This is a genomic window from Streptomyces sp. NPDC003284 (assembly GCF_053589675.1).
In genome coordinates this window covers 75,540-92,532 of the sequence record NZ_JBSFSI010000006.1, presented here as the reverse complement: position 1 = coordinate 92,532, position 16,993 = coordinate 75,540, and the positions used below count along the sequence as shown (strand labels likewise).

15 protein-coding genes are annotated in these 16,993 nt (G+C 74.0%); 14 read left to right on the top strand and 1 reads right to left on the bottom strand.

Annotated features, from left to right (window positions below; translation table 11 throughout):
* Nucleotides 1-98: 98 nt before the first annotated feature.
* The 6 genes from ACWDYF_RS15230 to ACWDYF_RS15205 all read left to right on the top strand — a co-directional run bounded on the left by ACWDYF_RS15230 (nucleotide 99) and on the right by ACWDYF_RS15205 (nucleotide 6,416).
* Nucleotides 99-422: an integration host factor gene (locus tag ACWDYF_RS15230; protein ID WP_003977346.1), complete on the top strand. Its 324-nt coding sequence runs from the start codon at nucleotides 99-101 to the stop codon at nucleotides 420-422.
* Between the two features lie 60 nt (nucleotides 423-482).
* The gene (gene gmk / locus ACWDYF_RS15225) at nucleotides 483-1,076 is read left to right on the top strand and encodes a guanylate kinase (protein WP_051115955.1); all 594 of its coding nucleotides are present in this window, start codon (nucleotides 483-485) and stop codon (nucleotides 1,074-1,076) included.
* A gap of 50 nt (nucleotides 1,077-1,126) precedes the next feature.
* Complete coding sequence (rpoZ, locus tag ACWDYF_RS15220) at nucleotides 1,127-1,399, top strand: DNA-directed RNA polymerase subunit omega (RefSeq protein ID WP_018570191.1); 273 nt, start codon at nucleotides 1,127-1,129, stop codon at nucleotides 1,397-1,399.
* Nucleotides 1,400-1,516: 117 nt separating this feature from the next.
* Nucleotides 1,517-2,719, top strand: a complete 1,203-nt coding sequence (gene coaBC / locus ACWDYF_RS15215) for a bifunctional phosphopantothenoylcysteine decarboxylase/phosphopantothenate--cysteine ligase CoaBC (protein ID WP_389464211.1) — start codon at nucleotides 1,517-1,519, stop codon at nucleotides 2,717-2,719.
* Between the two features lie 238 nt (nucleotides 2,720-2,957).
* On the top strand, nucleotides 2,958-4,166 hold the full coding sequence (metK, locus tag ACWDYF_RS15210; RefSeq protein WP_026252923.1) for a methionine adenosyltransferase: 1,209 nt from the start codon (nucleotides 2,958-2,960) through the stop codon (nucleotides 4,164-4,166).
* Between the two features lie 102 nt (nucleotides 4,167-4,268).
* Entirely contained in the window at nucleotides 4,269-6,416 is a 2,148-nt protein-coding gene (locus ACWDYF_RS15205; RefSeq protein ID WP_389464213.1) for a primosomal protein N', read from the top strand.
* Between the two features lie 197 nt (nucleotides 6,417-6,613).
* Here ACWDYF_RS15205 and ACWDYF_RS15200 read toward each other — a convergent pair whose 3' ends face one another.
* Nucleotides 6,614-7,153 carry a hypothetical protein gene (locus ACWDYF_RS15200; RefSeq protein WP_389464215.1) on the bottom strand — a complete coding sequence of 180 codons (540 nt, stop codon included), beginning with the start codon at nucleotides 7,151-7,153 and terminating at the stop codon, nucleotides 6,614-6,616.
* Between the two features lie 339 nt (nucleotides 7,154-7,492).
* Between ACWDYF_RS15200 and fmt the strand changes: the two genes are divergently transcribed.
* The 8 genes from fmt (at nucleotide 7,493) to ACWDYF_RS15160 (ending at nucleotide 16,965) form a co-directional block, all read left to right on the top strand.
* Nucleotides 7,493-8,425, top strand: a complete 933-nt coding sequence (gene fmt, locus ACWDYF_RS15195; RefSeq protein ID WP_389464216.1) for a methionyl-tRNA formyltransferase — start codon at nucleotides 7,493-7,495, stop codon at nucleotides 8,423-8,425.
* A 971-nt stretch (nucleotides 8,426-9,396) separates the two neighbouring features.
* Nucleotides 9,397-10,815 carry an RsmB/NOP family class I SAM-dependent RNA methyltransferase gene (locus ACWDYF_RS15190; RefSeq protein WP_381737095.1) on the top strand — a complete coding sequence of 473 codons (1,419 nt, stop codon included), beginning with the start codon at nucleotides 9,397-9,399 and terminating at the stop codon, nucleotides 10,813-10,815.
* A 97-nt stretch (nucleotides 10,816-10,912) separates the two neighbouring features.
* Nucleotides 10,913-11,599 (top strand): ribulose-phosphate 3-epimerase, encoded by a 687-nt coding sequence (gene rpe / locus ACWDYF_RS15185; protein ID WP_389464218.1) that lies wholly within the window; start codon nucleotides 10,913-10,915, stop codon nucleotides 11,597-11,599.
* 92 nt (nucleotides 11,600-11,691) lie between these two features.
* Nucleotides 11,692-12,735, top strand: a complete 1,044-nt coding sequence (locus ACWDYF_RS15180) for a sugar-binding transcriptional regulator (protein WP_026252922.1) — start codon at nucleotides 11,692-11,694, stop codon at nucleotides 12,733-12,735.
* 65 nt (nucleotides 12,736-12,800) lie between these two features.
* On the top strand, nucleotides 12,801-13,268 hold the full coding sequence (locus tag ACWDYF_RS15175) for a ribonuclease domain-containing protein (protein WP_389464219.1): 468 nt from the start codon (nucleotides 12,801-12,803) through the stop codon (nucleotides 13,266-13,268).
* Nucleotides 13,265-13,594: a barstar family protein gene (locus ACWDYF_RS15170; protein ID WP_389464221.1), complete on the top strand. Its 330-nt coding sequence runs from the start codon at nucleotides 13,265-13,267 to the stop codon at nucleotides 13,592-13,594. Before ACWDYF_RS15175 ends, ACWDYF_RS15170 begins: the two co-directional genes overlap by 4 nt.
* Nucleotides 13,595-13,717: 123 nt before the next feature.
* On the top strand, nucleotides 13,718-15,169 hold the full coding sequence (locus ACWDYF_RS15165) for a GuaB1 family IMP dehydrogenase-related protein (RefSeq protein ID WP_389464223.1): 1,452 nt from the start codon (nucleotides 13,718-13,720) through the stop codon (nucleotides 15,167-15,169).
* A 320-nt stretch (nucleotides 15,170-15,489) separates the two neighbouring features.
* Nucleotides 15,490-16,965, top strand: a complete 1,476-nt coding sequence (locus ACWDYF_RS15160) for an amino acid permease (RefSeq protein ID WP_381737099.1) — start codon at nucleotides 15,490-15,492, stop codon at nucleotides 16,963-16,965.
* The last annotated feature ends 28 nt before the right edge of the window (nucleotides 16,966-16,993 follow it).

Genomic DNA, 16,993 nt, shown 5'->3' with positions numbered 1-16,993 from the left:
CAGCGGGCAAGCGTGTTGCTCGTGGCCCCCCAGGTGTGGGGCGACTAGGTTCCTCACCGGTCCGTATCCGACAGTTCGACATCCGAGGTGACGTAGGCGTGGCTCTTCCGCCCCTTACCCCTGAACAGCGCGCAGCCGCGCTCGAAAAGGCCGCCGCGGCTCGCCGGGAGCGGGCCGAGGTCAAGAATCGACTCAAGCACTCCGGCGCCTCCCTGCACGAGGTCATCAAGCAGGGCCAGGAGAACGACGTCATCGGCAAGATGAAGGTGTCCGCCCTTCTTGAGTCCCTGCCGGGCGTGGGCAAGGTCCGCGCCAAGCAGATCATGGAGCGACTCGGCATCTCCGAGAGCCGTCGTGTGCGCGGCCTCGGCTCCAACCAGATCGCTTCCCTGGAGCGTGAGTTCGGCAGCACCGGTTCCTGAGCCCCCGGGACCCCGCGACCGGGGTCCCGGGCACTCCGGGATTGCTGGAATAATCGCTGCATGGCTGTAACACCCCGGGGGACGACCCCCGTACCCCCGGACGCACGTCCGCGGCTGACCGTGCTCTCCGGCCCCTCCGGGGTCGGCAAGAGCACGGTCGTCGCTCATATGCGCAAGGAACACCCCGAGGTCTGGCTCTCCGTGTCGGCGACGACCCGCAAGCCGCGCCCCGGTGAGCAGCACGGCGTGCACTACTTCTTCGTCACCGACGAGGAGATGGACAAGCTGATCGCCAACGGCGAGCTGCTGGAGTGGGCCGAGTTCGCCGGCAACCGCTACGGCACGCCGCGCGCGGCGGTGCTGGAGCACCTGGAGGCGGGGGTGCCGGTCCTGCTGGAGATCGATCTCCAGGGTGCCCGGCAGGTCCGCGAGTCCATGCCCGAGGGCCGCCTCGTCTTCCTGGCCCCGCCCTCCTGGGAGGAGCTGGTGCGCAGGCTCACCGGCCGGGGCACCGAGCCGCCCGAGGTGATCGAGCGCCGGCTGCGGGCCGCGAAGGTCGAGCTGGCCGCCGAGTCCGAGTTCGACGAGACCCTGGTCAACACCTCCGTCGAGGACGTGGCGCGCGAGCTGCTAGCCTTGATGGACGTCGTGTGATCGTCACGATCATCACGGCTGATTCTTTCCCATCCATCGGAAGGTAGAGCGTGTCCTCTTCCATCTCCGCGCCCGAGGGCATCATCAACCCGCCGATCGACGAGCTCCTCGAGGCCACCGACTCGAAGTACAGCCTCGTGATCTACGCGGCCAAGCGGGCCCGCCAGATCAACGCGTACTACTCGCAGCTCGGCGAGGGCCTCCTCGAGTACGTCGGTCCGCTCGTCGACACCCACGTCCACGAGAAGCCGCTCTCCATCGCCCTGCGCGAGATCAACGCGGGTCTGCTGACCTCCGAGGCCATCGACGGCCCGGCCCAGTAAGGCGACGCAGGTTCTTCTGCTCTTCCACAGGCCCGGCAGCGCGACTGCCGGGCCTGTGGTGTGTCATAGAGGCGTGCGCCGCACCGGGCGCACCGGGGCCGATTCCGGGGAGAGACGGTGGACAAGCCGAAGGTCGTTCTGGGGGTCAGCGGCGGCATCGCCGCGTACAAGGCGTGCGAGCTGCTGCGCCGGTTCACCGAGTCCGGGCACGAGGTGCGCGTCGTTCCCACCGCCTCGGCGCTCCACTTCGTCGGCGCCGCCACCTGGTCCGCGCTGTCCGGCAACCCCGTCGCCACCGAGGTCTGGGACGACGTCCACGAGGTGCCGCACGTGCGCATCGGCCAGCACGCCGACCTGGTGGTCGTCGCCCCGGCCACGGCCGACCTGCTGGCCAGGGCCGCCCACGGCCTCGCCGACGACCTGCTGACCAACACCCTGCTCACCGCTCGCTGCCCGGTGGTCTTCGCCCCGGCCATGCACACCGAGATGTGGGAGCACCCGGCCACCCGGGAGAACGTGGCGACGCTGCGCCGCCGCGGCGCCGTGGTCGTCGAGCCCGCCGTCGGCCGGCTCACCGGCGTCGACACCGGCAAGGGGCGGCTGCCCGACCCGGCGGAGATCTTCGAGGTCTGCCGCCGGGTGCTCGCCCGCGGCGCCGCCGCCCCCGACCTCGCCGGACGGCATGTCGTCGTCAGCGCGGGCGGCACCCGCGAGCCCCTGGACCCGGTCCGCTTCCTCGGCAACCGCTCCTCCGGCAAGCAGGGCTACGCGCTGGCGCGCACCGCCGCCGCCCGGGGCGCCCGGGTCACCCTCGTCTCGGCCAACGCCGAGCTGCCGGACCCGGCCGGGGTGGACCTCGTCCGGGTCGGGACGGCCGTACAGCTGCGCGAGGCGGTGCTGAAGGCCGCCGCGGACGCGGACGCCGTGGTGATGGCCGCCGCCGTCGCCGACTTCCGGCCCGCCGTCTACGCGGCCGGGAAGATCAAGAAGCAGGACGGCCAGGAGCCGGAACCGGTCGCCCTGGTGCGCAATCCGGACGTCCTGGCGGAGATATCGGCCGACCGGGCGCGGCCCGGACAGGTGATCGTCGGCTTCGCCGCGGAGACCGACGACGTCCTCGCCAACGGCCGCAAGAAGCTCGCGCGCAAGGGCTGCGACCTCCTCGTGGTGAACGAGGTGGGGGAGCGCAGGACCTTCGGCTCCGAGGAGAACGAGGCCGTGGTGCTGGCCGCCGACGGCGGCGAGACCCCGGTGCCGCACGGGCCGAAGGAGGCCCTGGCCGACACCGTGTGGGATCTCGTGGCCGCCCGGCTCGGCTGACCGCCACGCCGCTTCGCACATGACTCGAACACGCGGCGCCGCCGCTCAGGGGCCCTGTTCAAGGGCCCCGGGCGCGGGGCAGAATGCCCGTGCCGCAGGTCACAGCACTCCCGAGTGGCGAGACAGGTGGGCCGGCGGCCGAGTGCGACCGATAAACTGTTTCTCGGACGGACCGGGCGCAGCCTCCGTGCCGTCCGCCCATGATCAGCCAGCAGCCGCTGCAACCCCAGGGAGCGTTGTGTCCCGTCGCCTGTTCACTTCGGAGTCCGTGACCGAGGGTCACCCCGACAAGATCGCTGACCAGATCAGCGACACCATCCTCGACGCGCTGCTGCGCGAGGACCCGTCCTCCCGCGTCGCCGTCGAGACGCTGATCACCACCGGCCTGGTGCACGTCGCCGGTGAGGTCACGACCAAGTCCTACGCGGACATCGCGACCCTCGTCCGCAGCAAGATCCTCGAGATCGGCTACGACTCCTCCAAGAAGGGCTTCGACGGCGCCTCCTGCGGCGTGTCGGTGTCCATCGGCGCGCAGTCCCCGGACATCGCACAGGGCGTCGACGCGGCCTACGAGGCCCGCGTCGAGGGCGACGACGACGAACTGGACCGGCAGGGCGCCGGTGACCAGGGCCTGATGTTCGGCTACGCCTCCGACGAGACGCCGACGCTGATGCCGCTGCCGATCTTCCTCGCGCACCGCCTGTCCAAGCGCCTGTCCGACGTGCGCAAGAACGGCACGATCCCCTACCTGCGCCCGGACGGCAAGACCCAGGTCACCATCGAGTACGACGGCGACAAGGCGGTCCGCCTGGACACGGTCGTCGTCTCCTCGCAGCACGCCTCCGACATCGACCTGGAGTCGCTGCTCGCCCCCGACATCCGCGAGTTCGTCGTCGAGCCGGAGCTGAAGGCGCTCCTGGAGGACGGCATCAAGCTGGACACCGAGGGCTACCGCCTGCTGGTCAACCCGACCGGCCGCTTCGAGATCGGCGGCCCGATGGGCGACGCCGGACTGACCGGCCGCAAGATCATCATCGACACCTACGGCGGCATGGCCCGCCACGGCGGCGGCGCCTTCTCCGGCAAGGACCCGTCCAAGGTGGACCGCTCGGCCGCGTACGCCATGCGCTGGGTCGCCAAGAACGTCGTGGCCGCCGGCCTGGCCGCCCGCTGCGAGGTCCAGGTCGCGTACGCGATCGGCAAGGCCGAGCCGGTCGGCCTGTTCGTCGAGACCTTCGGCACCCACAAGGTGGAGCCCGAGAAGATCGAGAAGGCGATCGAGGAGGTCTTCGACCTCCGTCCGGCCGCCATCATCCGCGACCTCGACCTGCTCCGCCCGATCTACTCCCAGACCGCCGCCTACGGCCACTTCGGCCGTGAGCTGCCCGAGTTCACCTGGGAGCGCACCGACCGCGTGGACGCGCTGCGCCAGGCCGTCGGCATCTGACCGGTCCCTCGCACACCACCTCGGCTCCCAGGACCTGACCCGACCCGGTCACGGCCCTGGGAGCCGTCGTCGTTGTCAGTGCCGTTTGGTAGGAATGCAAGCGTGAGCAGCGAGAACGGGTCGGGAGCGGGCGGCGCCGAGGGTGCGCCGCACGAGCAGCTTGCGCTGATCCGGGAGAGCGTGCGCAAGGCCAAGGAGCCCCGCGCCAAGCCCCGGACCTGGCGCGGCGCGGCCCTGGCCCCGCGGCTCCCGGTCGCCCGGGTGCTCGTCGACAAGGGCGTGCTCCACCTCGACCGCACCTTCGACTACGCGGTCCCCGCCGAGCTGGACGCGGACGCGCAGCCCGGGGTGCGGGTCCGGGTGCGGTTCGGGGCCGGACGGCACCGGGTGCGCGAGGGCCGGCGCGAGGGCGGCGGCCTCATCGACGGCTTCCTGGTCGAGCGGCGCGCCGAGTCCGACTACTCCGGGCCGCTGGCCGCGCTCGCCCAGGTCGTCTCGCCCGAGCCGGTGCTCGGCGAGGAACTGCTCGCGCTGGTGCGCGCCGTCGCCGACCGCTACGCGGGCAGTGTCGCCGACGTGCTCCAGCTCGCCGTGCCGCCGCGCAGCGCACGGGCCGAGCGGCGGCCGTCCCCGGAGCCGCTGCCCCCGCCCCCCGCCCCCGACGCCGGTTCCTGGACGCGGTACGAGCACGGGGCCGCCTTCATCGAGTCGCTCGCCGCGGGCGGCACCCCCCGCGCGGTGTGGAACGCGCTGCCCGGACCGCGCTGGAGCGAGGAGACGGCACGGGCCGTCGCCGCGACGCTCGCCTCCGGGCGCGGCGCGCTCGTGGTCGTCCCGGACGGCCGGATCGCCGCCCGCCTGGACACCGCGCTGACCGGCCTGCTGGGCGAGGGACGGCACGCGCTGCTCACCGCCGACGCCGGACCCGAGAAGCGCTACCGGCAGTGGCTCGCGGTGCGCCGGGGCTCCGTACGGGCCGTGGTCGGCACCCGCGCCGCCATGTTCGCCCCGGTCCGCGACCTCGGACTCGTGGCCCTGTGGGACGACGGCGACGACAGCCACAGCGAACTGCACGCGCCGCAGCCCCACGCGCGCGAGGTGCTGCTGCTGCGCGCCGCACAGGACCGGTGCGCCTTCCTGCTCGGCGGCTGGAGCTGCACCGTCGAGGCGGCGCAGCTCGTCGAGACCGGCTGGGCGCGGCCCCTGGTGGCGGCGCGCGAGCAGGTGCGCCGGGCCGCCCCGCTCGTGCGCACGGTGGGAGACGGGGACCTCGCCCGGGACGAGGCCGCCCGCGCCGCCCGGCTGCCCTCGCTCGCCTGGCAGACGGCCCGGGAGGGGCTGCGCCACGGCCCGGTCCTGGTGCAGGTGCCCCGGCGCGGGTACGCGCCGCGGATGGCCTGCGCCCAGTGCCGGGCCCCGGCCCGCTGCCGGCACTGCGCGGGCCCGCTCCAGGGCCAGGACGCGGGGGTGCTGCGCTGCGACTGGTGCGGGCAGGGGGAGTCCGCCTGGCACTGCCCGGAGTGCGGCTCCCCGCGGCTGCGCGCCCAGGTGATCGGCGCCCGGCGCACCGCGGAGGAACTGGGACGGGCCTTCCCCGCCGTACCGGTGCGCACCTCGGGCCGTGAGCATGTGCTCGACACCGTGCCGGGGACGCCCGCGCTGGTGGTCAGCACACCGGGCGCCGAACCGGTCGCCGAGGACGGGTACGCCGCCGCCCTCCTGCTGGACGGCTGGGCCATGCTGGGCCGTCCGGACCTGCGGGCGGGCGAGGACGCCCTGCGCCGCTGGATCGGCGCGGCCGCGCTGGTACGGCCGCAGGAGGCGGGCGGCACCGTGGTCGTCGTCGCCGAGCCGACCCTGCGCCCGGTGCAGGCCCTGGTCCGCTGGGACCCCGCCGGCCACGCGCTGCGGGAACTGTCCGAGCGGGCCGAGCTGGGTTTCCCGCCGGTGTCCCGGATGGCCGCCGTCACGGGTCCGCCGGAGGCGGTCGCGGACTTCCTGGGCGGGGCCGCCCTGCCACCGGCGGCCGAGATCCTCGGCCCGGTGCCGGTACCGGCCACCCCGGCCGGACGCCCCCGGCGGCCCGGCGCGCCGCCCCCCGGCGAGCACTGGGACCGGGCCCTGGTCCGGGTGCCGCCCGGCAGCGGCTCCGCGCTCGCCGCGGCCCTGAAGTCCGCGCAGGCGGCCCGGACGGCCCGCGGGAGCGACGCGGCGGTGTGGGTGCGGATCGATCCGCCGGACATCGGCTGACGAGTACGCGGGCGCGGGCCGGACCCGGTGCGCCCGGCGTGCCCGGCAGCGGATCCGAGGCCGGAGGCAGGGGAGCGACGGCGGATCAGGGACCGCGGGTGGGAGGGGGGATGCGGGGGAGTGGGGGTGCTCGGCGCGGCGTGGGGACGCGACGCGGTGACGAGGTGTGACGGGGTGTGGTGAGGCGTGACGGAGCGTCAGCCGTTGCGGGGGCCCGGGAAGGCCGTGGGCCTGACGTCCTCCCGCAGTGCGGGGCTGCCCGCGGTCGGCTGGGTCGGCATGGAGCGGGCGGCGGGGACCGTGGGCACGGAGGAGATGGCCGGACCCACGTTGACCGGGCGGGGACCGGGGGTCTCCGGTGTCCGCTCGGGCTCCGCCGCCTGCGCCGCGGCCCGGCGTGCGCCGTATCGGCGGTGCACGGCCTGCTTGGTGACGCCGAGCGCCGAGCCCACGGCGTCCCACGAGAAGCCGAGCGAGCGGTCGAAGTCGACGGCCGCCGTGACCAGGGTCTCGACGCTGTCCCGCAGCTCCTGCGCGAGGCGGACCGTGGGGGCGGGCGCGCGCCCGTAGACGACGAAGCCCGTGGAGGGGCCGGTGCGGCGCGGGCGGTAGACGTTGCCCAGCTGGGCGGTGAGCGTGCGCAGCGCGTCCACCTGCCGGCGGACCCGCTCGATGTCCCGCACCAGCAAGTGCAGGCTGGCACGGGCCTGGGCGTCGTGGGTTGCGTGGTCGGCCATGAACAAGCCTCTCGAACCGGCGTTGAAAGGAAACGGGCCGTACGAGCGGCCCCTTTTGGTCAACTCTCACTTGACCAACGCGTTTTCGGCCCGCTGGTCACGCTCTGGGGGCGTAAGAGCATGTGCGTACGCCCCCTGCGCGGCGGGCGTGCGCTGCGGGACGGGGTGCGCGCCCGCCGCGCGGACAGGCGGGCGCCGCCGGGTGGGAGGACCGTGCGCGGCCGGAGGCGGCGGCGCACGGTCCCGGGGCTTCCCCGCCGTGGCCGTGGCCGCGGTCGTCCGTGGTCATAGACTTGTGGGCCGCGCACCCCACCCCGACCGAGAGGCCCGCACCCGCTCATGAAGCTCGTCTTCGCCGGTACCCCCGAGGTCGCCGTTCCCGCCCTGGACGCCCTGATCGCCTCCGGGCGGCACGAGGTCGCGGCCGTCGTCACCCGCCCCGACGCCCCGGCCGGCCGGGGCCGCAGGCTGGTCGCGAGCCCCGTCGCCGACCGCGCGGAGGAGGCCGGGATCGAGGTGCTCAAGCCCGCGAGGCCGCGCGACCCCGACTTCCAGCAGCGGCTGCGGGAGATCGCCCCGGACTGCTGCCCGGTCGTCGCCTACGGCGCGCTGCTGCCGCCGAGCGCCCTGGAGATCCCCGCGCACGGCTGGGTCAACCTGCACTTCTCCCTGCTGCCCGCCTGGCGCGGTGCCGCGCCGGTGCAGCACAGCCTCATGGCGGGCGACGAGATCACCGGCGCCTCCACGTTCCTCATCGAGGAGGGCCTGGACTCCGGCCCGGTCTACGGCACCGTCACCGAGCTGATCCGGCCCACCGACACCAGCGGCGACCTGCTCACCCGGCTCGCGTTCGCCGGTGCGGGACTGCTCGCCGCGACCATGGACGGCATCGAGGACGGCAGCCTGAAGGCCGTGCCGCAGCCGGCCGAGGGCGTCACCCTGGCACCGAAGATCACCGTCGAGGACGCCCGGGTCGACTGGAGCGCGCCCGCGCTGCGCGTCGACCGGGTCGTGCGCGGGTGCACGCCGGCGCCCGGCGCCTGGACGACGTTCCGCGGCGAACGCCTCAAGCTGATCCAGGTCGCCCCCGTGCCCGAGCGCACCGACCTCGCCCCGGGGGCGCTCGCCGTGGGCAAGAACGACGTACGCGTCGGCACCGGCTCCTACGCCGTGGAGCTGCTGTGGGTCCAGGCCCAGGGCAAGAAGCCCATGCGGGCGGCGGACTGGGCCCGCGGCGCCCGCATCGCGGAGGGCGAGACCCTCGGCGGCTGACCGGCTGACCGGCTGACCGGCTGACCGGCTGACCGGCTGACCGGCTGACCGGCTGACCGGCTGACGGTCACGGTCGGCCGACGAGCCGGTCACTCGGTGGCTCGGCCACCCGGCAGCCCGGTCATCCGTCCGCCCGGCCGGGCGGGGCGTGCGGGGCGGCGCGAGGCACGGGGACGGCGGCGGACTGGGGGCGGCGTGCGTGCGGCCGGTCGTCCGTAGTCCTGGCGCGGTCGGCGCGGCGGGGGAGACGGACACGGGGTACAAGGACTCGGGGACCGCAAGGGACCCGTGGGCCGGAGCGGGCCCAGGGGGCGGGTCGGAGCGGACCCGGCGCACGGGCCGTAGGCCGGGCGGACAGCGCATCCGAGTGACGCGCACCGGCGGGCCGCCCGGCAGTCCCGGCCGGGCGGGGCGTGTGGGACGGCGTGAGGCACGGGGACGGCGGCGGGCCGGGGGTGGCGTGTGTGCGGCCGGTCGTCCGTAGTCCTGGCGCGGCCGGCGCGGCGGGGGAGACAGACACGGGAGGCAAGGGCCCGCAGGCCGGAACGGCACCCGGAAGCCGGAGCGGACCCGGGGGCTGGAGCGGTCCCGGAGCCCGGAACGGACCCGAGGGTCCGGGCGGCCCCGGAGCCCGCCGTGGAACCAGGTACTGGAGCGGTCCCGAAGCCCGCAACGGACCCGAGGGCCAGGGCTGCCCAGGGGAACCAGGGCCCGGAGCCGCACCGGAAGCCGGAGCGGCCCTAGGTACCAGCGGACGCCCCAGGCACCAGCGGAGGACCCCCAGAGGCCCGCGGAGGACCCAGAGGCCCGCGGAGGACCTAGAGGCCGGAGTCGGCCCGGGGGTCGGAGCGGGGCCGGTGCACGGGCCGTAGGCTGGGCGGACAGCGCATCCGGGCCACCCGCACCGGCGGCCCGGGTCCCAGCCGGGGCGTCCGTGCGACGGCGGCCCCAGACATCCGGAGCACCTTTTCGTGAGCGACACCCCCCGTCGGCCCCGCAAGCCCGCCAAGCCCTACCGCCGGCCCCAGAAGGACCCCGTCCGCATCCTCGCCTTCGACGCGCTGCGCGCCGTGGACGAACGGGACGCGTACGCCAACCTCGTCCTGCCGCCGCTGCTGCGCAAGGCGCGCGAGAAGGGCGACTTCGACGGGCGGGACGCCGCGCTCGCCACCGAGCTGGTCTACGGCACGCTGCGCCGCCAGGGCACGTACGACGCGATCCTCGCCGCCTGCGTGGACCGGCCGCTGCGGGAGGTCGACCCGCCCGTCCTTGACGTGCTCAGCCTCGGCGCCCACCAGCTGCTCGGCACCCGTATCCCGAGCCACGCCGCCGTGTCCGCCACCGTCGAGCTGGCCCGGGTCGTGCTCGGCGACGGCCGGGCCAAGTTCGTCAACGCGGTCCTGCGCAAGGTCGCCCGCACCGACCTCGACGGCTGGCTGGAGACGGTCGCCCCGCCCTACGACGAGGACCCCGAGGACCACCTCGCCGTCGTCCACTCCCACCCGCGCTGGGTCGTCTCCGCCCTGTGGGACTCGCTCGGCGGCGGACGCGCCGGTATCGAGGACCTGCTGGACGCCGACAACGAGCGGCCCGAGGTCACCCTGGTGGCCCGGCCCGGCCGGGCCACCACCGACGAACTCCTGCGCGAGGAGGCGGCGCTGCCCGGCCGCTGGTCCCCGTACGCCGTGCGGCTCACCGAGGGCGGCGAGCCCGGCGCGGTGGACGCCGTGCGCGAGGGCAGGGCGGGCGTCCAGGACGAGGGCAGCCAGCTCGTCGCCCTGGCCCTGGCGAACGCGCCGCTCGACGGACCGGACCGCGCCTGGCTGGACGGCTGCGCCGGACCCGGCGGCAAGGCGGCCCTGCTCGCCGCGCTGGCCGCCGGGCGCGGCGCGGTGCTGCTCGCCTCGGAGAAGCAGCCGCACCGGGCCGGCCTGGTCGCCAAGGCACTCGCCGGGAACCCGGGCCCGTACCAGGTCATCGCCGCCGACGGGACGCGCCCCGCCTGGCGGCCGGGCAGCTTCGACCGGGTCCTCGTCGACGTGCCGTGCACCGGCCTGGGCGCGCTGCGCCGCCGTCCCGAGGCGCGGTGGCGGCGCCGCCCCGAGGACCTGGAGGGCTTCGCCCCGCTCCAGCGCGGGCTGCTGCGCACGGCGCTGGAGTCGGTCCGGGTGGGCGGGGTCGTCGGCTACGCCACCTGCTCGCCCCACCTCGCCGAGACCCGGGCGGTCGTCTCCGACGTGCTCAAGCAGTTCCCGGAGACCGAACTGATCGACGCCCGGCCGCTGCTCCCCGGCGTTCCCGCGCTCGGCGAGGGCCCGGACATCCAGCTCTGGCCGCACCTGCACGGCACCGACGCGATGTACCTGGCCCTGATCCGCCGGACCGGCTGAGCCCCGGGGCCGCCGTGCCGCGCACCGGCGGTCCTCCGGGGGCCGCGCCCCGGGACCGCCGTTACAGCCCGGCGCCGCGGCATGGCAGGCTTGGGGCATGGCCGTGCAGATCAACCCCAGCATCCTGTCCGCGGACTTCGCCCGCCTCGCCGAGGAGGCGAAGGCGGTCGAGGGCGCCGACTGGCTCCACGTCGACGTGATGGACAACCATTTCGTCCCCAACCTCACGCTCGGCGTGCCGGTCGTGGAGTCCCTGGCGCGCGCGGCGGACACCCCGCTGGACTGCCATCTGATGATCGAGGACCCGGACCGCTGGGCGCCGCAGTACGTGGAGGCGGGCGCCTCCTCGGTCACCTTCCACGTGGAGGCCGCCGCCGCGCCCGTGCGGCTGGCCCGGGAGATCCAGGCCAAGGGGGCGCGGGCCTCGATGGCGCTCAAGCCCGCCACGCCCGTCGAGCCGTACGAGGACCTGCTGCCCGAGCTGGACATGCTCCTGATCATGACGGTCGAGCCCGGCTTCGGCGGACAGGCGTTCCTCGACATCATGCTGCCGAAGATCCGCCGTACCAGGGAGCTGATCGGCCGGCACGGCCTCCAGCTGTGGCTCCAGGTGGACGGCGGGGTGTCGGCCTCGACGATCGAGCGGTGCGCGGACGCGGGCGCCGACGTCTTCGTCGCCGGTTCGGCCGTCTACGGCGCCGAGGACCCGGCCGAGGCGGTCCGTGCCCTGCGCGCCCAGGCGGAGAAAGCGACCGCTCAGGCGTCCTGGGTGTGCAACCACTGAGCATCAGGTACGTGAACGGCTCTCATCAGGGCTGATCGACAGCGCCGAATCTGCAAGGATGAACGGCGAATGCACGTGTGAACAGCAGTCGTGTGAACGGCAGTGAGGAGAACGCCGTGTCGGGTATGTCGGCGGGCCGGTCAGCAGTGCGGATGGGACCCGCTGAGCTGGTGCAGGCGGCGGCCATGGCCCGCCGCTTCTACCTCGAGGGCAAGTCCAAGATCCAGATTGCCGAGGAGTTCGGCGTCAGCCGCTTCAAGGTGGCCCGGGTCCTGGAGACCGCCCTCGAACGGGATCTGGTGCGCATCGAGATCCGCGTCCCGGCTGAGCTGGACGCCGAGCGCTCCGACGCGCTCCGTGCCCGCTACGGCCTCAGGCACGCCGTCGTGGTCGAGTCCCCGGCCGAGGCCGAGGAGACCCCGGACCCGGAGAACCTGGGCGAGGTCGCCGCCGACCTGCTCGGCGAACTGGTCGACGAGGGCGATGTGCTGGGCCTGGCCTGGGGCCGCTCCACCATCCACATGGCGGCGGCGCTGGACCGGCTGCCCCCGTGCACCGTGGTCCAGCTGACCGGCGTGTACGACGCGGGGACCTCCGAGCGCGGCTCGGTGGAGGCGGTGCGCCGCGCGGCCCAGGTCTCCGGCGGCGACGCCCACCCCATCTACGCGCCGATGCTGCTGCCGGACGAGGCCACCGCCGCCGCGCTGCGCAACCAGACCGGCATCGCCCGTGCCTTCGAGTACTTCGACAAGGTCACGGTCGCCTGTGTGTCCATCGGCTCCTGGGAGCCGGGCATCTCCACGGTGCACGACATGCTCAGCGACGAGGAGCGCGCCCACTACGCCTCGCTCGGCGTCGCCGCCGAGATGGCCGCGCACCTCTTCGACTCCGAGGGCCGCCGGATCGGCCGGGACCTGGGGGAGCGCTGCATCACGGTCACGGCCGACCAGCTCCGCCGGATCCCCGAGGTGGTCGCCATCGCGGGCGGTCAGCGCAAGGCGGCGGCGATCGACGCGGTGCTCCGCTCCGGCCTGGTCACCAGCCTGGTCACGGACACCTCGGCCGCCGACCACCTGCTGGCGGCCGGACCGGCCCCCAAGTCCGCCCTGAACCGCTCGGACCCGGACGGCGTCTGAGCGCACAGGCCCCCTCGGGGGCCTGGAGCAGGCCGCCGGAGGACGGCCGTGGGAGCATCGTCGGCATGCTGCTGCGGTCCGTCCCCCGCCTGTTCGCGGGGCTCCTCGTCTGTCTTTCCGTCCTGCTCTCCGTCCTGCTGGCCGGGTGTTCCACCGCCCAGGGCCCGGCCTCGCCGACGTCCTCGCGGTCCGCCTCCCCCGGCCACGGCAACCCCTCCGCCGGATCCGGCACGGCCACCCCCTCCTGGGCCCGTGGCACGGCCACCGTCCGGGTGTCCCGGCTGCCGGCCGAGGCCCGGCAGACCCTGGCCCTGATCGACAAGGGCGGCCCCTTCCCGTACACCCAGGACGGGGTGGTCTTCGGCAACCGCGAGCGCCGGCTGCCCCGGCACGAGCGGGGCTACTACCACGAGTACACGGTCAAGACCCCGGGCGCGCGCACCCGGGGCGCCCGCCGTCTGATCACCGGGCAGCACGCCGAGCTGTACTACACCGACGACCACTACGACACCTTCCGGGCGGTACTGCGATGAGTGAAGACCTGACCGGGCGGCTGGTGGTCGCCCTGGACCTCGACGGCGTCACCGACAAGGCGGGCCTGATGGACCGCGCCGCCCGCGCACTCGCGCTGCCCGGCTGGTTCGGCCGCAACTGGGACGCGCTGGCCGACTCCCTGGGCGATCCCTCCGTATGGCCGGAAGACGCCGCCGGGCGCGGGCTGCTGCTCGTCGTCGTGGGCTGGCGGGCCTACGCCGAGGCCCGTCCCGAGGAGTGGCGCACCGCGCGGGAGGTGTTCGCGGAGGCGACGGAGCGCACCCCCGCGCTCACTGTCGCCCTCGGCCTTGGAGGTTCCTCCTAAGGCCTCGCTGACCAGCCTGGATGTTGTGACAGGGCATGACGGGCCATACGGCATGGGACAATGAAGTACGTGCTCTTTCCCCCTGGCTGACCTGTCCGGGGGCCACCTCTGATCGACTGGGATGTGCAGCACGTGCGTTTCCTCAACGACATCCAGCCCGCGTACGACCTGACGTACGACGACGTGTTCATGGTGCCGAGCCGCAGCGCGGTCGGCTCACGTCAGGGCGTGGACCTCAGCTCCCCGGACGGCACGGGCACCACCATCCCGCTCGTCGTCGCCAACATGACCGCCATCGCCGGCCGCCGCATGGCCGAGACCGTGGCCCGGCGCGGCGGCCTGGTGGTCGTCCCGCAGGACATCCCGATCGAGGTCGTCACCGAGGTGACCTCCTGGGTCAAGGGCCGCCACCATGTCCTGGACACCCCCATCGTGCTGGCCCCGCACCAGACGGTCGCCGACGCCCTGGCCCTGCTGCCCAAGCGCGCGCACAACGCCGGTGTGGTCGTCGACGAGGAGCACCGGCCCGTCGGTGTGGTCACCGACCGGGACCTCACCGGGGTGGACCGCTTCACCCAGCTCGAAGTGGTGATGAGCAAGGACCTGCTCCTGCTGGACGCGGACATCGACCCGCGCGAGGCGTTCAACCGGCTCGACGCCGCCAACCGCCGCTACGCGCCCGCCGTCGACCGGGACGGCCGCCTCGCGGGCATCCTGACCCGCAAGGGCGCCCTGCGGGCCACGCTGTACACCCCGGCCGTGGACGCGCAGGGCAGGCTCCGGGTCGCCGCCGCCGTCGGTATCAACGGCGATGTGGCGGGCAAGGCCAAGCAGCTCCTCGACGCGGGCGTCGACACGCTCGTCATCGACACCGCGCACGGTCACCAGGAGTCGATGATCAGCGCGGTCCGGGTGGTCCGCGCCCTCGACCCGCAGGTGCCGATCGTGGCCGGGAACATCGTCTCCGCCGAGGGTGTCAAGGACCTGATCGACGCGGGCGCGGACATCATCAAGGTCGGGGTGGGCCCGGGTGCCATGTGCACCACCCGCATGATGACCGGTGTGGGCCGGCCGCAGTTCTCCGCCGTGCTGGAGTGCGCGGCCGAGGCGAAGAAGTACGGCAAGCACGTGTGGGCCGACGGCGGCGTGCGCCACCCCCGCGACGTGGCCATGGCGCTGGCCGCCGGAGCCTCCAACGTCATGGTCGGCTCCTGGTTCGCGGGCACCTACGAGTCGCCCGGCGACCTCCAGCAGGACGCCGACGGCCGCCTCTACAAGGAGTCCTTCGGCATGGCCTCCGCGCGCGCGGTGCGCAACCGCACCTCGGAGGAGTCGGCGTACGACCGGGCCCGCAAGGCGCTGTTCGAGGAGGGCATCTCCACCTCCCGGATGTTCCTCGACCCGGACCGCCCGGGTGTCGAGGACCTGATCGACTCGATCATCGCGGGCGTCCGCTCCTCCTGCACCTACGCCGGTGCGAACTCCCTGGAGGAGTTCGCCGAGAAGGCGATCGTCGGCGTCCAGAGCGCCGCGGGCTACGCCGAGGGCAAGCCGCTGCACGCCAGCTGGAGCTGACCGGCGCCCGCCCGAGCGAGGCCCCCGCTGTCCCGGTGACGGGAGAGCGGGGGCCTTCCGCATGCCGGGCACACCCGGACAGTCCCACCCGTCCCGCACGCAACGGACGAAAGCACCGGCGCAACGAACACCCGCGCCGGGCCCCGGAACGCAACGACCATGCGGGAAGACGCAAGGTTGCTGCATTACGCTTGTGAAGCGCAGCCTCATAAGGTCTGCGCTGTACATGGCGTGGCAGGGACCCCGCTCGGTGGGTCCCCGCGGGACGGGGCGCCACCGGTCCCGCCCGCTCCGGCAATCGCAGCGACAAGGAGCCGCGCGTGCTCGACCAAGGCGCACCCCCGGACCGCAGCACCACCGTCCCCCCGTCTCTCGGCGCCCGCCTGATGCGCCGCAAGCCGGTGGAACGCCTGGTCGCAGAGGGCGGTCAGGGTGAGGGCGGAACGCTCAGGCGGTCCCTGGGGCTGTGGCAGCTCACCATGATCAGCATCGGCGCCACCCTGGGCACCGGCATCTTCGTGGTGCTCGGCGAGGCCGTCCCCAAGGCCGGGCCCGCCGTCACGCTGTCCTTCGTGATCGCCGGTCTCACGGCGCTCTTCTCCGCCCTCTCCTACGCCGAGCTGGCCGGCACCATCCCGGTCTCCGGATCCTCGTACTCGTACGCATACGCAACGATGGGCGAGCTGATCGCCTGGGTCTGCGGCTGGTGCCTGGTCCTGGAGTACGGCGTGTCGGTGGCCGCCGTCGCCGTCGGCTGGGGCGAGTACCTCAACGAGCTGCTCAAGGGCACGATCGGCGTGACCATACCCGCGGCCCTGTCCGCGCCGCCCGGCGACGGCGGGGTCTTCAACCTGCCCGCACTGCTCGTCGTCCTGCTCGCGATGGTCTTCCTGCTCGGCGGCGCCAAGGAGTCGGCCCGCGCCAACACGGTCATGGTGTGCGTGAAGATCGCCGCGCTGATCCTGTTCTGCGCCATCGGTGTCCAGGGCTTCCGCTCCGGCAACTACTCCCACTTCATGCCGCTCGGCATGGGCGGTGTCAGCGCGGCGGGCGCGACGCTGTTCTTCTCGTACATCGGCTTCGACGCCGCCTCCACCGCCGGTGAGGAGGCCAAGAACGCGCAGCGCGACCTGCCCCGCGCGATCATGCTCTCCCTGGTCATCGTCACCGCGCTGTACGTCCTGGTCGCCGCCGTCGCGGTGGGCGCCAAGCCCTGGCGGCAGTTCAACGACTCGGAGGCCGCCCTCGCCCAGATCATGCGCGACGTCACCGGCCAGAGCTTCTGGGGGACGCTGCTGGCCTTCTGCGCGGTCATCGCCATCGCCAGCGTCGTGCTGACCGTGCTCTACGGCCAGACCCGCATCCTGTTCGCCATGTCCCGCGACGGTCTGGTGCCCAAGGCGTTCTCCCGCGTCCACCCGAAGTCCGGCGCGCCCCGGGTGAACACGCTCATCGTGTCCCTGTTCTGCGGTGTGCTGGCCGCCGCCATCCCGCTGGGCCAGCTCGCGGACGCCACCAGCATCGGCACCCTCTTCGCCTTCGCCCTGGTCAATGTGGCCGTCGTGGTGCTGCGCCGGACCCGGCCCGCCATGCGCCGCACCTTCCGGGTGCCGCTGTCGCCGGTGCTGCCCGCGATCGGCTTCGTGCTGTGCGTGTGGATGATGGGCAGCCTGTCCACCGTCACCTGGGTGGTCTTCGGGATCTGGATGGCCGTCGGGCTCGTGATCTACTTCCTGTACGGCCACCGCCGTTCCCGTCTCGCGGCCGGTTCCGGCCCCGCGACGGCAGCCCAGTAGACCGGACGACCGGACCCGAGCCCGGAGA

Coding starts and splice junctions, on each gene's coding strand:
- gmk (WP_051115955.1), top strand. CDS start 483: ATGGCTGTAACACCCCGGGGGACGACCCCCGTACCCCCGGACGCACGT.
- ACWDYF_RS15200 (WP_389464215.1), bottom strand. CDS start 7,153: ATGGCCGACCACGCAACCCACGACGCCCAGGCCCGTGCCAGCCTGCAC.
- fmt (WP_389464216.1), top strand. CDS start 7,493: ATGAAGCTCGTCTTCGCCGGTACCCCCGAGGTCGCCGTTCCCGCCCTG.
- rpe (WP_389464218.1), top strand. CDS start 10,913: ATGGCCGTGCAGATCAACCCCAGCATCCTGTCCGCGGACTTCGCCCGC.
- ACWDYF_RS15175 (WP_389464219.1), top strand. CDS start 12,801: ATGCTGCTGCGGTCCGTCCCCCGCCTGTTCGCGGGGCTCCTCGTCTGT.
- ACWDYF_RS15170 (WP_389464221.1), top strand. CDS start 13,265: ATGAGTGAAGACCTGACCGGGCGGCTGGTGGTCGCCCTGGACCTCGAC.